9 protein-coding genes and 1 pseudogene are annotated in these 13,360 nt (G+C 69.5%); 4 read left to right on the top strand and 6 right to left on the bottom strand.

Annotation, left to right across the window (positions count from 1 at the left end):
• A partial coding sequence (locus AC31A1_RS32375; RefSeq protein ID WP_489656736.1) for an acyl-CoA dehydrogenase family protein occupies positions 1-489 on the top strand: 489 nt, incomplete at its 5' end.
• Here the strand turns inward: AC31A1_RS32375 and qcrB are convergent.
• The 3 genes from qcrB to AC31A1_RS32360 are packed head-to-tail and all read right to left on the bottom strand — an operon-like array spanning position 464 to position 3,447.
• Positions 464-2,113, bottom strand: coding sequence for a cytochrome bc1 complex cytochrome b subunit (gene qcrB / locus AC31A1_RS32370; RefSeq protein ID WP_489656735.1), 1,650 nt, complete (start codon positions 2,111-2,113; stop codon positions 464-466). The two genes, AC31A1_RS32375 and qcrB, sit on opposite strands and share 26 nt — an antisense overlap.
• A 54-nt stretch (positions 2,114-2,167) precedes the next feature.
• Entirely contained in the window at positions 2,168-2,731 is a 564-nt protein-coding gene (locus tag AC31A1_RS32365) for a HutD/Ves family protein (RefSeq protein WP_489656734.1), read from the bottom strand.
• The gene (locus tag AC31A1_RS32360; protein ID WP_489656733.1) at positions 2,728-3,447 is read right to left on the bottom strand and encodes a vWA domain-containing protein; all 720 of its coding nucleotides are present in this window, start codon (positions 3,445-3,447) and stop codon (positions 2,728-2,730) included. The genes AC31A1_RS32365 and AC31A1_RS32360 overlap by 4 nt, the downstream gene beginning before the upstream one ends.
• A gap of 114 nt (positions 3,448-3,561) precedes the next feature.
• Here AC31A1_RS32360 and AC31A1_RS32355 point away from each other — a divergent pair, with 114 nt between their 5' ends.
• A complete protein-coding gene (locus AC31A1_RS32355) occupies positions 3,562-4,398 on the top strand; it encodes a chitosanase (RefSeq protein ID WP_489656732.1) in 837 nt (278 codons plus the stop codon).
• A gap of 114 nt (positions 4,399-4,512) precedes the next feature.
• On the opposite strand, the gene AC31A1_RS32350 is transcribed toward AC31A1_RS32355, so the two are convergent.
• The 3 genes from AC31A1_RS32350 to AC31A1_RS32340 all read right to left on the bottom strand — a co-directional run bounded on the left by AC31A1_RS32350 (position 4,513) and on the right by AC31A1_RS32340 (position 11,661).
• Positions 4,513-5,976: a glutamate synthase subunit beta gene (locus tag AC31A1_RS32350; RefSeq protein WP_489656731.1), complete on the bottom strand. Its 1,464-nt coding sequence runs from the start codon at positions 5,974-5,976 to the stop codon at positions 4,513-4,515.
• A complete protein-coding gene (gene gltB / locus AC31A1_RS32345; RefSeq protein WP_489656730.1) occupies positions 5,969-10,564 on the bottom strand; it encodes a glutamate synthase large subunit in 4,596 nt (1,531 codons plus the stop codon). Before gltB ends, AC31A1_RS32350 begins: the two co-directional genes overlap by 8 nt.
• 365 nt (positions 10,565-10,929) lie before the next feature.
• On the bottom strand, positions 10,930-11,661 hold the full coding sequence (locus AC31A1_RS32340) for a VIT1/CCC1 transporter family protein (RefSeq protein WP_393753073.1): 732 nt from the start codon (positions 11,659-11,661) through the stop codon (positions 10,930-10,932).
• Positions 11,662-11,975: 314 nt separating this feature from the next.
• Here AC31A1_RS32340 and AC31A1_RS32335 point away from each other — a divergent pair, with 314 nt between their 5' ends.
• The gene (locus tag AC31A1_RS32335; protein ID WP_489656729.1) at positions 11,976-13,037 is read left to right on the top strand and encodes an ADP-ribosylglycohydrolase family protein; all 1,062 of its coding nucleotides are present in this window, start codon (positions 11,976-11,978) and stop codon (positions 13,035-13,037) included.
• A pseudogene (locus tag AC31A1_RS32330) lies at positions 13,034-13,360 on the top strand (hypothetical protein); the annotation flags it as partial. The gene AC31A1_RS32335 and the pseudogene AC31A1_RS32330, both read left to right, overlap by 4 nt.

Here is a 13,360-nt window from a genome sequence, read left to right as displayed (position 1 = left end):
ACCCCCACCGGCGGTGAACTCCTCGCTGTCGGCCCGCACGTGACCGCCGCCGTCGCCCACGCCCTCACCTGGGCCCGCCTCGCCACCGCCGCCCAAGCCCTCGGTGTCGGGCTCACGTTGCTCGACAGGACCGTCGCCCACGTCAAGCAGCGGACCCAATTCGGGGTGCCCGTCGGCTCGTTCCAGGCGGTCAAGCATCAACTGGCCGATGCGAAGGTCGCGTTGGAGTTCGCGCGCCCGATGGTCTTCGGTGCCGCGCTCACCATGACGGAGTCGGACGTGGCCGCGGCCAAGGTCACGGCGTGCGAGGCGGCGTACAGGACCGCCCGTACGGCGCTTCAGCTGCACGGCGCGATCGGTTACACCGCGGAGTACGACCTGTCGCTGTGGCTGACCAAGGCCCGTGCCCTGCGCGCGAGTTGGGGCAGCCCGGGCGAATGCCGGGCCGCCGTGCTCAGCGGCATCAGTGGTGGTGGTCGCCGCTCGTGAGTTCCTTGTACTCCTCCGGCGTCGGCTTGGGGATGTGGGTCTCGGGTCCGAACATCGCCTTGGCCAGCCGGGCCCGCACCCGCTGCCCGCCCTTGACCTGCCGCTCGACGCCGTTCGCGTCGACGAGCGGGCCGATCGCGTACGCCGGTTCCTGTTCGTGCTGGGTGAGCCTGAACCGCTCGTCCGGGGTGAGGGGTTCGTGGACCTCGACGTACTCGCCGTGCGGCAGCATCTTGATGAGGCCGGACTCGCGGCCGTGCAACACCTTGTCCCGGTCCCGCCGTTGGAGTCCCATGCAGACCCGTTTGGTGACGATGAACGCGGCCACCGGCATCACGAAGAACGAGATCCGCACGAACCAGGTGATCGCGTTGATCGAGAGATCGAGATGCGTGGCCACGACATCGTTGCCGCCGCCGATCAGCAGCACCGCGTACAGACTCAGCCAGGCCACCCCGAGACCGGTGCGCACAGGCATGTTGCGCGGCCGGTCCAGGATGTGGTGTTCGCGTTTGTCGCCGGTGATCCAGGCCTCGATGAAGGGGTAGGCGCCGATGGCGGCGAGGATCAGCGGGAAGAGCGTGAAAGGGATGAAGACACCCAACTCCAGTGTGTGGCCCCAGGCGTTGAGCTCCCACCCCGGCATCACCCGGATCAGCCCCTCGGAGAAGCCGAGATACCAGTCGGGCTGGGCGCCGGTCGTCACCAGGTCCGGCCGGTACGGTCCGAAGGCCCACACGGGGTTGATGCTGGCGATCCCGCCCATGATCGCGAGGACGCCGAAGACGAGGAAGAAGAAGCCGCCCGCCTTGGCCATGTAGACCGGCAGGAACGGCATGCCGACCACGGACTTCTGGTTGTGTCCGGGTCCGGGATACATGGTGTGCTTGTGGTAAAAGACCAGGATCAGGTGCGCGACCACCAGGCCCAGCATGATCCCCGGCAGCAGCAGGACATGGACCGGGAAGAGCCGCGAGATGATGTCGTGCCCCGGGAACTCGCCTCCGAACAGGAACATCGACATGTACGTGCCGACGATCGGCACGGACAGGATGGCGCCGTCCGCGAAGCGGATGCCGGTGCCGGACAGCAGGTCGTCGGGGAGCGAGTAGCCGGTCAGCCCGGTGATGATGCCGAGGAACAACAGGGTCCAGCCGAACACCCAGTTGATCTCGCGCGGCTTGCGGAACGCGCCGGTGAAGAACACCCGCATCATGTGGATGAGCATGCCGGCGATGAAGACGACGGCCGCCCAGTGGTGGATCTGCCGGATCAGCAGCCCCCCGCGCACGTCGAAGCTGATGTCGAGGGTGGACTCGAACGCCCGGGTCATCGGGATGCCGTTCAACGGCGCGTACGAGCCGTGGTAAATGACCTCGACGCCGCTCGGTTCGAAGAACAGGGTGAGATAGACGCCGGTGAGGATCAGGATGAGGAAGCTGTAGAGGCAGATCTCGCCCAGCATGAAGGACCAGTGGTCCGGGAAGACCTTGCGCATATTGGACTTGGCGATCGCGTACAGCCCGAGCCGCCCGTCCGCCCAGTCGGCGAGCTTCTCCCCTTTGCCGGCCTCGCCCGGCCGTGCACCGCCCGCCGTGCCGTTCACCGTTCGTGCGCCGTCCATACGTTCGTCGCCCTCCCCGTCCGGATCACCCCACAGGGTGTCACGAGGTCCGGGCTAAGCCAACGGTGCGTCAGCGGGCAATGGCAGCCCGATCACGGCGGTACGGCCCCGCGCGTGCAGGACCGCCTCCTCATCGCCCAACTGCACGGCGTCGTACGGCCCGAGAGTCGTTCCGGCCACCTCGGCGGCCCCGTCGAGCGCCACCACCAGGGTGCCCGCGCGCAGGGGCAGCCGCCCTCGGACCACGGCGACCGTGGGGGTCGTAGCGCCCGCGCCCCTGCGCCACATGACGTTGAGGTTGACGACCGGCCCGTCCAGCAGTCGGCAGTCGGTCGGTACGTCGCCTCTGAAATCCCGTGGTTCGTAACGGGTGTTGACCAGCCACCGTTCGCCGCCAACCGTCAGATCCATACCGGCGCCCTCGACGACGGTCAGGGTGCGGTCGACATCGGGGAAGGCGGAGAACGGCCCGTCCGCCCCGACCTCGGCGAGGCTCACCCGCCACCCGAAGTCGTCCATGCCCGCGCCCTCGGGCCAGGCGGCGATCTCCCGCGTGACACCGCCACCGTTCTTCCAGGGCACGGCGGTTCGGGCCGAGGCGGGCAGGGCGCGGATCACTGGACGATCCCCCGCTCCCGGGCCGCCGCGAGCCACTGCGGGAACTCGCCCATCAGCCGGTCGTACAGCTCGTCGTCGGACATCTTCCGGGGATCCGAACCGGCCGGGAAGAAACCGGCGTTGTCGATCACCCGCTTCTGCGGCACCGCCAACTCGTCCAGCCTGCGCAGGAATTCGAACTGCTTGCTCCGCGCCTTGCCGAATCCGACGAACTGCCAGAACAGCGGAAGCCTCGCCGCCTTGCACAAGTACCGTTCCGCGGCGGCCCTGTTGCTGGGGCCGCCGTCGGTCTGGAAGACGACGAAGGCCGGGTCCTTCGCGCCGCTGTCGAGATAGTGGTCGATGACGGCGTCCATGGCCAGGTGGTAGCTGGTCAGCCCCATGTGTCCGAGCCCGGAGACGATCCGCTCGATCCGCCCCTGGTGGTCGTCGAGGGCGATGTCCGTGACGGTGTCGATGTCCGTCGAGAAGAAGACGACCGGCACGGTCCCGTCGTCGTCGAGGTGTGCCGACAGGCCCAACACCCGGTCGGCGAGCGCCTGCACGCTGCCGTCCTTGTAGTACGGCCTCATGGAACCCGAGTAGTCGACCACGAGATAGACGGCCGCCCGCTGCCCGTCCAGCCCGTGCTTGCGCAGCGAGACCCCGGCGCTCTTGTACAGGCTGACCAGCGCGGGCGCGGTCTCCTCGACCTTGCTGAGCGAGATCGCGGCCACAGGGGCTCCCTTCGGATCACGGCGAAAAGGCCGAGATTACGCCACGCCGGTGCCGCGAGAGCAATGTCCCCCCAACCCCGGAATAAGGGACGTAACCACACCTACGCTGGGCCCATGAAACGCGCCGGCGTCCTGATGCTCGCCGCCGTACCCGTCGTCCTCGCGGCGACGGCCTACGGCTCCTCGTCCACCGCCCACGACGACCCGCGGCCCGGGGCGCCCTCGGCCGCGACCCAGCGCAGAGCGCCCGAGGGCCTGGCCGCGCCGGCCATGAAGAACCTCGCCCAGGAGCTGGTGGCCAGCGCCGAGAACTCCACCCTCGACTGGCGCAGCGCGTACGCCTACATCCAGGACATCGGCGACGGACAGGGCTACACCGCGGGCGTCATCGGCTTCTGCACCGGCACCCACGACCTGCTCGTCCTGGTCGAGCGCTACACCGCCGCCCACCCGGACAACGGTCTCGCCCGCTACCTCCCCGCCCTGCGCAAGGTCGACGGCACGGACTCCCACGAGGGCCTCGACCCCGGCTTCCCGGCCGCCTGGCGCACCGAGGCGAAGGTCCCGGCCTTCCAGGCGGCGCAGGACGCGGAGCGCGACCGCATCTACTTCGACCCGGCGGTCGGCGCCGCCAAGCGCGACGGTCTGGGTCCGCTCGGCCAGTTCATCTACTACGACGCGATCGTCTTCCACGGCCCGGGCACGGACGGCTTCTACGGCATCCGGGAGCGCGCGATGCGGCAGGCCGAGCCCCCTGCCGAAGGCGGCTCCGAGGAGGCCTACTTGAGCGCCTTCCTCGACGTCCGCCGCGCCACCATGCGGGCCAAGCACCCCGGCATCGACACCACCCGCATCGACACGGCCCAGCAGAAGTTCCTGGAGGAGGGGAACCTGGAGCTGCGGACGCCGCTGGTGTGGAAGGTGTACGGGGAGACGTACAAGGTGCCGTAGAGGAGCGGGAGTCGGTCCCGGACATGCGGCGGCGCCTGCCGGGTCCGGTCGGGGACAAGGCAGGCGCCGTCTCGTGCTCCGCACGTCTTTGTGCGGACGTCTTTTGATGAACCGTCAGACCATCAACGCCCGGTCCGTCGGCCGGATCGGCGCAGGCAGTTCGCTGACGCCGGTCAGGAAGCGGTCGACTCCGCGCGCGGCCGAGCGGCCCTCCGCGATCGCCCAGACGATGAGGGACTGGCCGCGGCCCGCGTCACCGGCGACGAAGATGCCGGGGACGTTGGTCTGGAAGTCGGCGTCGCGGGCGATGTTGCCGCGCTCGTCGAGGCCCAGGGCGAACTGGTCGACGAGGCCGTTCTCGCGGTCGGTGCCGGTGAATCCCATGGCCAGCGTGACCAGTTGGGCGGGGATCTTGCGCTCCGTGCCCGGCTTCTGGGTCAGCTTGCCCTCGACGAACTCGACCTCGACGAGGTGCAGCCACTGGACGTTGCCGTCCTCGTCGCCCTCGAAGTGGGTGGTGTTGACGGAGTAGACCCGCTCACCGCCCTCCTCGTGCGCGGACGTCACCTTGTAGAGCATCGGGAAGGTCGGCCAGGGCTGCGCGACCGCGTTCCGCTCGTCGCCCGGGCGGGGCATGATCTCCAACTGCGTGACGGAGGCGGCACCTTGGCGGTGTGCCGTACCGACGCAGTCGGCGCCGGTGTCGCCGCCGCCGATGACGACGACGTGCTTGCCCTCGGCCGAGATCGGGGCGGTGACGTAGTCGCCTTCCTGGACCTTGTTCGAGAGGGGCAGGTACTCCATCGCCTGGTAGACGCCGGTCAACTCCCGTCCGGGGACGGGGAGATCACGGGCGGTGGTGGAGCCGGCGGCGATGACGACCGCGTCGTAGCGCTTGCGGAGGTCGGTGGCCTTGAGGTCGCGGCCGATCTCGATGCCGGTGCGGAAGCGGGTGCCCTCCGCGCGCATCTGCTCGATACGGCGGTTGATGTGCCGCTTCTCCATCTTGAACTCGGGGATGCCGTACCGGAGAAGGCCCCCGATGCGGTCCGCGCGCTCGTAGACGGCGACGGTGTGGCCGGCCCGGGTGAGCTGCTGGGCGGCGGCGAGGCCCGCCGGGCCCGAGCCGATGACCGCGACGGTCTTGCCGGAGAGGCGCTCGGGGGCCTGCGGGGCCACGTCGCCGGTCTCCCACGCCTTGTCGATGATGGAGACCTCGACGTTCTTGATGGTGACCGGCGGCTGGTTGATGCCCAGCACACAGGCCGCCTCGCACGGCGCGGGGCACAACCGCCCGGTGAACTCGGGGAAGTTGTTCGTCGCGTGGAGGCGCTCGGAGGCGGCCGTCCAGTCCTCGCGGTAGGCGTAGTCGTTCCACTCGGGGATCAGGTTCCCCAGCGGACAGCCGTTGTGGCAGAACGGGATGCCGCAGTCCATGCACCGGCTGGCCTGCTTGCTGATGATCGGCAGCAGCGAACCGGGGACGTAGACCTCGTTCCAGTCCTTCAGACGGACGTCCACGGGACGGGACTTGGCGACCTCGCGCCCGTGGTTCAGAAAGCCCTTCGGGTCAGCCATTGATCGCCGCCTCCATCATCTTCTCGGTGATCTCGGTCTCGGAGAGACCCGCTCGCTCGGCGGCGTCCTTGGCGGCGAGCACTGCCTTGTAGGCACTGGGGATGATCTTGCTGAAGCGGTCCACGGACACGGCCCACTCGGCGAGCAGCTTCTCGGCGACCGTCGAGGCGGTCTCCTCGGCGTGCCGGCGCACCACGTCGTGCAGCCACTGCTTGTCGGTGTCGTCCAACTCCTCGACGGCGCCCGCGTTTCCGACGTTGACGTTGTCGGGGTTCAGGTCGATGACGTAGGCGATGCCGCCGGACATGCCCGCCGCGAAGTTGCGGCCGGTCTCGCCGAGCACGACCGCCCGGCCGCCGGTCATGTACTCGCAGCCGTGGTCACCCACACCCTCGGAGACCACCGTGGCACCGGAGTTGCGGACACAGAACCGCTCGCCCGTACGACCGCGCAGGAACAGCTCGCCGCCGGTCGCGCCGTAGGCGATGGTGTTGCCCGCGATGGTGGAGAACTCGGCGAGGTGGTCGGCGCCCCGGTCGGGACGGACGATGACCCGGCCGCCCGAAAGGCCCTTGCCGACATAGTCGTTGGCGTCGCCCTCCAGGCGCAGCGTGACACCGCGCGGGAGGAAGGCGCCGAAGGACTGGCCCGCGCTGCCGGTGAAGGTGATGTCGATGGTGTCGTCGGGCAGACCCGCGCCGCCGAACTTCTTCGTCACCTCGTGGCCGAGCATCGTGCCGACCGTGCGGTTGATGTTGCGGATCGCGACCTGCGCGCGCACCGGCTGGGCGTCGGTGGCGCTGGACGCGGCCAGGGCGTCGGCGGCGAGCTTGATCAGCTCGTTGTCGAGCGCCTTCTCCAGGCCGTGGTCCTGCTTGATGACCTGGTGGAGGGCCGCGCCGTCCGGGAGTTCGGGGACGTAGAAGAGGGGGGCGAGGTCGAGGCCCTGCGCCTTCCAGTGGTCCACCGCGCGCTCGACGTCGAGCGTGCCGGCCTGGCCGACGGCCTCCTCGATGGTGCGGAAGCCCAGCTCGGCGAGGATCTCGCGGACCTCTTCGGCGATGAACTGGAAGAAGTTCACGACGTATTCGGCCTTGCCGGCGAACCGGTCGCGCAGCACCGGGTTCTGGGTGGCGATGCCGACCGGGCAGGTGTCCAGGTGGCAGACGCGCATCATGACGCAGCCGGAGACGACGAGCGGCGCGGTCGCGAAACCGAACTCCTCGGCGCCGAGCAGCGCGGCGATGACGACGTCACGGCCGGTCTTGAGTTGACCGTCGGTCTGGACGACGATCCGGTCGCGCAGGCCGTTCAAAAGGAGCGTCTGCTGGGTCTCGGCGAGGCCCAACTCCCAAGGTCCACCGGCGTGCTTCAAAGACGTAAGAGGTGAAGCACCCGTACCGCCGTCGTGGCCGGAGATGAGCACGACGTCCGCGTGCGCCTTCGACACACCCGCGGCGACCGTGCCGACACCGACCTCGGAGACCAGCTTCACGTGGATCCGCGCCTGCGGGTTCGCGTTCTTCAGGTCGTGGATCAGCTGGGCGAGGTCCTCGATGGAGTAGATGTCGTGGTGCGGCGGCGGCGAGATGAGCCCGACACCCGGCGTCGAGTGCCGCGTCTTGGCGACCCACGGGTAGACCTTGTGGCCGGGCAGCTGGCCGCCCTCGCCGGGCTTGGCGCCCTGGGCCATCTTGATCTGGATGTCGTCCGCGTTGACCAGGTACTCGGAGGTGACGCCGAAGCGGCCGGAGGCGACCTGCTTGATGGCGCTGCGGCGGGCCGGGTCGTAGAGCCGGTCCGCGTCCTCGCCGCCCTCACCGGTGTTGGACTTGCCGCCCAGCTGGTTCATGGCGATGGCGAGGGTCTCGTGCGCCTCCAGGGAGATGGAGCCGTACGACATGGCGCCGGTGGAGAAGCGCTTGACGATCTCGGAGACGGGCTCGACCTCGTCGATGGAGATCGAGGGGCGGTCCGACTTGAAGCCGAAGAGGCCGCGCAGGGTCATCAGCCGCTCGGACTGCTCGTTCACGCGGTCCGTGTACTTCTTGAAGATGTCGTAGCGGTTGGTGCGCGTCGAGTGCTGGAGGCGGAAGACCGTCTCCGGGTCGAACAGGTGCGGCTCGCCCTCGCGGCGCCACTGGTACTCGCCGCCTATGTCGAGGGCGCGGTGCGCGGGCGCGATGCCGCTCGCCGGGTATGCCTTCGCGTGGCGGGCGGCGACCTCCTGGGCGATGACGTCGATGCCGACGCCGCCGATCTTGGTGGCCGTACCGCTGAAGTAGCTGTTGACGAACTGCTCGTCCAGGCCGACCGCTTCGAAGACCTGGGCGCCCCGGTAGGAGGCGACGGTCGAGATGCCCATCTTCGACATGACCTTGAGGACGCCCTTGCCGAGCGCGTAGATCAGGTTGCGGATGGCCTGCTCGGCCTCGATGTCGGTGAGGAAGGTGCCCGCGCGGACGAGGTCCTCGACGGACTCCATCGCCAGGTACGGGTTGACGGCCGCGGCGCCGAAGCCGATGAGCAGGGCGACGTGGTGGACCTCGCGGACGTCACCGGCCTCCACCAGCAGGCCCACCTGGGTGCGCTGCTTGGTGCGGATGAGGTGGTGGTGGACGGCGGCGGTGAGCAGCAGCGACGGGATCGGCGCGTGCTCGGCGTCCGAGTGCCGGTCCGAGAGGACGATCAGGCGAGCGCCGTTCTCGATCGCGGCGTCGGCCTCGGTGCAGATCTCGGCGAGGCGGGCGGCGAGGGCGTCGCCGCCGCCGGAGACCCGGTACAGGCCGGAGAGGGTCGCGGCCTTCATGCCGGGCATGTCGCCGTCGGCGTTGATGTGGATGAGCTTGGCCAGCTCGTCGTTGTCGATCACCGGGAAGGGCAGGGTGACGCTACGACAGGACGCGGCCGTCGGCTCCAGCAGGTTGCTCGCCGGGCCGAGGGACGAGCGCAGGGAGGTCACGAGCTCTTCCCTGATCGCGTCCAGCGGCGGGTTGGTGACCTGCGCGAACAGCTGGGTGAAGTAGTCGAAGAGCAGCCGCGGGCGGGCGGACAGCGCGGCGATCGGCGAGTCGGTGCCCATCGAACCGATCGGCTCGGCACCGGCCTTGGCCATCGGCGCGAGGATGACGCGCAGCTCTTCCTCGGTGTAGCCGAAGGTCTGCTGGCGGCGGGTGACCGAGGCGTGGGTGTGCACGATGTGCTCACGCTCGGGCAGGTCGGACAGCTCGATCTCACCGGCTTCGAGCCAGTCGGCGTACGGCTTCTCGGCGGCGAGGCCGGCCTTGATCTCGTCGTCCTCGATGATGCGGTGCTCGGCGGTGTCCACGAGGAACATGCGGCCGGGCTGGAGGCGGCCCTTGCGGACGACCTTCGCGGGGTCGATGTCGAGGACGCCGACCTCGGAGCCGAGGACGACGAGGCCCTCGTCGGTGACCCAGTAGCGGCCGGGGCGCAGGCCGTTGCGGTCGAGGACCGCGCCGACCTGGGTGCCGTCGGTGAAGGTGACGCAGGCCGGGCCGTCCCAGGGTTCCATCATCGTGGCGTGGAACTGGTAGAAGGCGCGGCGGGCCGGGTCCATGGAGTCGTGGTTCTCCCACGCCTCCGGGATCATCATCAGCACGGAGTGCGGCAGCGAACGCCCGCCCAAGTGCAGGAGTTCGAGCACCTCGTCGAAGGACGCGGAGTCGGAGGCCTCGGGCGTACAGATCGGGAAGATCCGGTCGATCTTGTCCTGGTCGCCGAAGAGGTCGGAGGCGATCTGGGACTCGCGGGCCGCCATCCAGTTGCGGTTGCCCTTGACCGTGTTGATCTCGCCGTTGTGCGCGACGAAGCGGTACGGGTGGGCGAGCGGCCACGACGGGAAGGTGTTGGTGGAGAACCGGGAGTGCACGAGCGAGATCGCGGAGGCGAAGCGCCGGTCGGACAGGTCCGGGAAGAAGGGCTCCAGCTGACCCGTGGTGAGCATGCCCTTGTAGACGATGGTCCGCGCGGAGAGCGACGGGAAGTAGACGCCGGCCTCGCGCTCGGCGCGCTTGCGCAGCGCGAAGGCCTTGCGGTCGAGGTCGATGCCCTGGCTCTGCCCGTCGCTCACGAAGAGCTGACGGAACAGCGGCATGGTGGAGCGGGCCGTGGCGCCGAGGAGTTCGGGCGCGGTGGGAACCTCGCGCCACCCGAGAACCGTGAGGCCTTCCTCTACGGCGATCGTCTCGACCTGTGAGACGGTCGCGTCGGCGCCGTCCTCGGGCAGGAAGGCGATGCCGACCGCGTATCCACCGGCGGCGGGAAGGTCGAATCCGGCCACCTCGCGGAAGAAGGCGTCCGGCACCTGGGACAGGATGCCCGCGCCGTCGCCGGAGTCGGGCTCGGCACCCGTCGCACCGCGGTGCTCCAGGTTGCGCAGCACCGTGAGCGCCTGGTCGACCAGCGCGTGGCTCGCCTCGCCGGTGAGGGTGGCCACGAAGCCGACGCCACAGGCGTCGTGCTCGTTGCGGGGGTCGTACATACCCTGCGCGGCAGGGCGAGCATCCATGAAGGACCAGTTCTGGCCATTCGCGGTGTGCTGGGACGGCTGGCGCGGCGTACGCATCGGCTCTCCCGTCGTCGTCGTGGCATATGCATGGGCATAGGGACGACGTTGGCCCTCTGCGAGTTAGCGCAAAATTTCGTGCAGGTTACATGATGGAACGGTTCTCGGGAACCGGATACTCCGTTCCAACATGCGGACGCCGCGGGGTCGCGGCGGTGCACCGCACAAGCGGTGAAGGTGAAGGGGACCAAAGCGGACAGATCGATGTCCGTCGGTCCAGGGCAGAGGGAGCGTCGTAGCCCATCCCGCGGGTGCGCAGCGGGCGTCATTGCCCACAGCGCTTACGGCTCATGCCCAGTGGTTAAGCGTTCGAAACCAGCGAGTAACGGCTACTTATGCGACCCAGCGCATAAGTGCGCGTCGAGCTATCCTACGACCGTTCCGAACAAGGTGCCCAGGGCGTACGTCACACCGGCCGCCGCACCGCCCAGCGCGAGCTGCCGCAGCCCGCTGAACCACCAGGTCCGAGCGGTCACCCGGGCCACCACCGCACCGCACCCGAACAACCCGACGAGCGCGAGCAGCAGCGCCGGCCAGAGCGCGGTCGCCCCGAGCAGGAACGGCAGTACGGGAAGCAGCGCGCCCAGCGCGAACGCCCCGAAGGACGACACGGCGGCGACGAGCGGCGAGGGCAGATCCCCGGGGTCGATGCCCAGCTCCTCGCGGGCATGTATCTCCAGGGCTTGCTCGGGATCACGGGACAACTGCCGGGCGACTTCACGGGCAAGCGCAGGCTCGACCCCACGGGACACGTACAGCGAGGCGAGCTCCCCTTCCTCATCCTCGGGGTGCTTGCGCAGCTCGCGCCGCTCGACCTCCAGCTCGGCCTCGACCAGCTCGCGCTGGGAGGCGACGGAGGTGTACTCACCGGCCGCCATGGAGAAGGCACCGGCGGCGAGCCCGGCCAGCCCGGTGATGACGACGGTCTGATGACTGACGGCACCACCGACGACACCGGTCATCAGGGCGAGGTTGGAGACGAGACCGTCCATCGCGCCGAACACCGCGGGGCGCAGCCAGCCGCCGTTCACATCACGGTGGGTGTGGTTGTCGCGGTGCGCCTCGTGGAGCGTCGCTTCGGTCTCGATGATGGCCATGCGGTGATCCCCCAGGAGGCTGAGAGTCAGCTGACGGAAAGCTGACAGGTAGCTAAGGTGAGGCTAACTTTAGACAAGTTCTACTCTTCGACAACACTCAACATACGCCTTTCATTTCCCGCCCTCCAGCAAGGAAAGGCTGGGCTAACCTGCACCTTTACCCTCGAACGCTCATACGTGACAGTGGCCGATCAGATGTCGACCGGGTGACGCCGCGCTCCGTCAGGCTCTGCCGAAGGCCTCCCGTGGGAGACATCCGCAAAGGGTTCCGCGCCCTGAGGCGCCCTGAGGGAACCCCGTAGGAGAGGCCGCTTATGGCATCGATCGCCTGCATTCCCCCGGTCCCGGCGCCCAAGAACGCCACCGAACTCCGCGAACGGGCGCGCGGCGCGCTGCTCGGCCTGGCGGTGGGAGACGCCCTCGGCGCACCGGCGGAGAACATGAAGCCCTCGGAGATCCGCGCCCGTTGGGGCCGCATCACGGGCTACGTCGCGGAGAACCCGGCCGGCACGGACGACACGGAGTACGCGATCTTCTCCGGCCTCCTCCTGGCCCGTCACGGCTCGGCCCTCACGCCGACCCATGTGGAGGCGGCGTGGCACGAGTGGATCGCGGACCGCGACGAGGGCCCGTTCCGGGGAGCGGGCTTCAGCGAACGCGGCACCCTGGAGAACCTCCGCCGAGGCCTGGCGGCCCCCATCTCGGCACAACACCGCCACGCCTGGAGCGACGGCCTGGCCATGCGCGCGGCCCCCTTCGGCGTCTTCGCGGCGGGCCGCCCGGCGGAAGCGGCCCGTCTCGTCGCGATCGACGGCTCGGTGAGCCACGACGGCGAGGGCATCTACGGTGGCCAGGCAGTCGCGGCGGGCGTGGCGGCGGCGATGGCGGGAGCGCCGACGATCGCGGTGGTGGCGTCTGCCCTGGCGGTAGTCCCCGACGACTCCTGGACGGCCCGCTCCCTACGCCGAGCGGTGGCGGTGGCCCACCGAGGCGAGCGAGCGGTCCGCTCCGCGGTGGTCATCGGCGGCTACCCGTGGACCGACCTGGCCCCCGAGGCGGTGGCCCTCGCCTTCGGCGCATACGCCGCGGCGGACGGCGACTTCACGGAGTCGGTCCTCACGGCGGTGAACATGGGGCGGGACGCGGACACGACGGCTGCGGTGGCGGGCGCCCTGGCAGGCGCGACCCGGGGCGCGTCCTCGATCCCGCCCGACTGGGCGTCGGCAATCGGCCCGGCGAGGGGGAGCTGCCTGCCGGCGATGGCCGGCCACCATGTGCTGGACATCGCCGAGTTGTTGGTTCCGGGAGAGGGCGGCAAGTGGGGTCGCCAAGGGGAGTACGTGCTGGCTGCGGATGAGGACGAGGTGCGGCTGTGAGACGCGAGGAGAGCGAGGGCAACGGGCTGGCGCCGAAGGCGCAACGGATTGAACCTGCGGTCACTGCCAGCGAGTTCGCCGGGCAGGGGCTACCCGCACCCAACGTCCCACTCCGGCCTGAGCCGCTCCGGCCCGCAGCCGCCGACGGCGAACGCGCCTCGCACGAACCACCCGCAGCCGCCGAAGGCGATTCCGCCCCACAGGGGCCACCCGCACCCGACCGCCGTCTCCACCCCGAGCCGCCCCAACTAGCCTCCGCCGACCACGAGTTCGCCCCGCAAGAACCACCCGCCTCCAGCTCCCGCCTCAAGCTGCTCCAACCC

It is taken from the genome of Streptomyces sp. P5F9 (assembly GCF_057961495.1).
This window is presented reverse-complemented; position numbering and strand designations above follow the sequence as displayed.

Excerpts from the sequence above, each read along its gene's own strand:
- qcrB (WP_489656735.1), bottom strand. The coding sequence starts at position 2,113 with ATGGACGGCGCACGAACGGTGAACGGCACGGCGGGCGGTGCACGGCCG.
- AC31A1_RS32355 (WP_489656732.1), top strand. The coding sequence starts at position 3,562 with ATGAAACGCGCCGGCGTCCTGATGCTCGCCGCCGTACCCGTCGTCCTC.
- AC31A1_RS32350 (WP_489656731.1), bottom strand. The coding sequence starts at position 5,976 with ATGGCTGACCCGAAGGGCTTTCTGAACCACGGGCGCGAGGTCGCCAAG.
- gltB (WP_489656730.1), bottom strand. The coding sequence starts at position 10,564 with ATGCGTACGCCGCGCCAGCCGTCCCAGCACACCGCGAATGGCCAGAAC.
- AC31A1_RS32340 (WP_393753073.1), bottom strand. The coding sequence starts at position 11,661 with ATGGCCATCATCGAGACCGAAGCGACGCTCCACGAGGCGCACCGCGAC.
- AC31A1_RS32335 (WP_489656729.1), top strand. The coding sequence starts at position 11,976 with ATGGCATCGATCGCCTGCATTCCCCCGGTCCCGGCGCCCAAGAACGCC.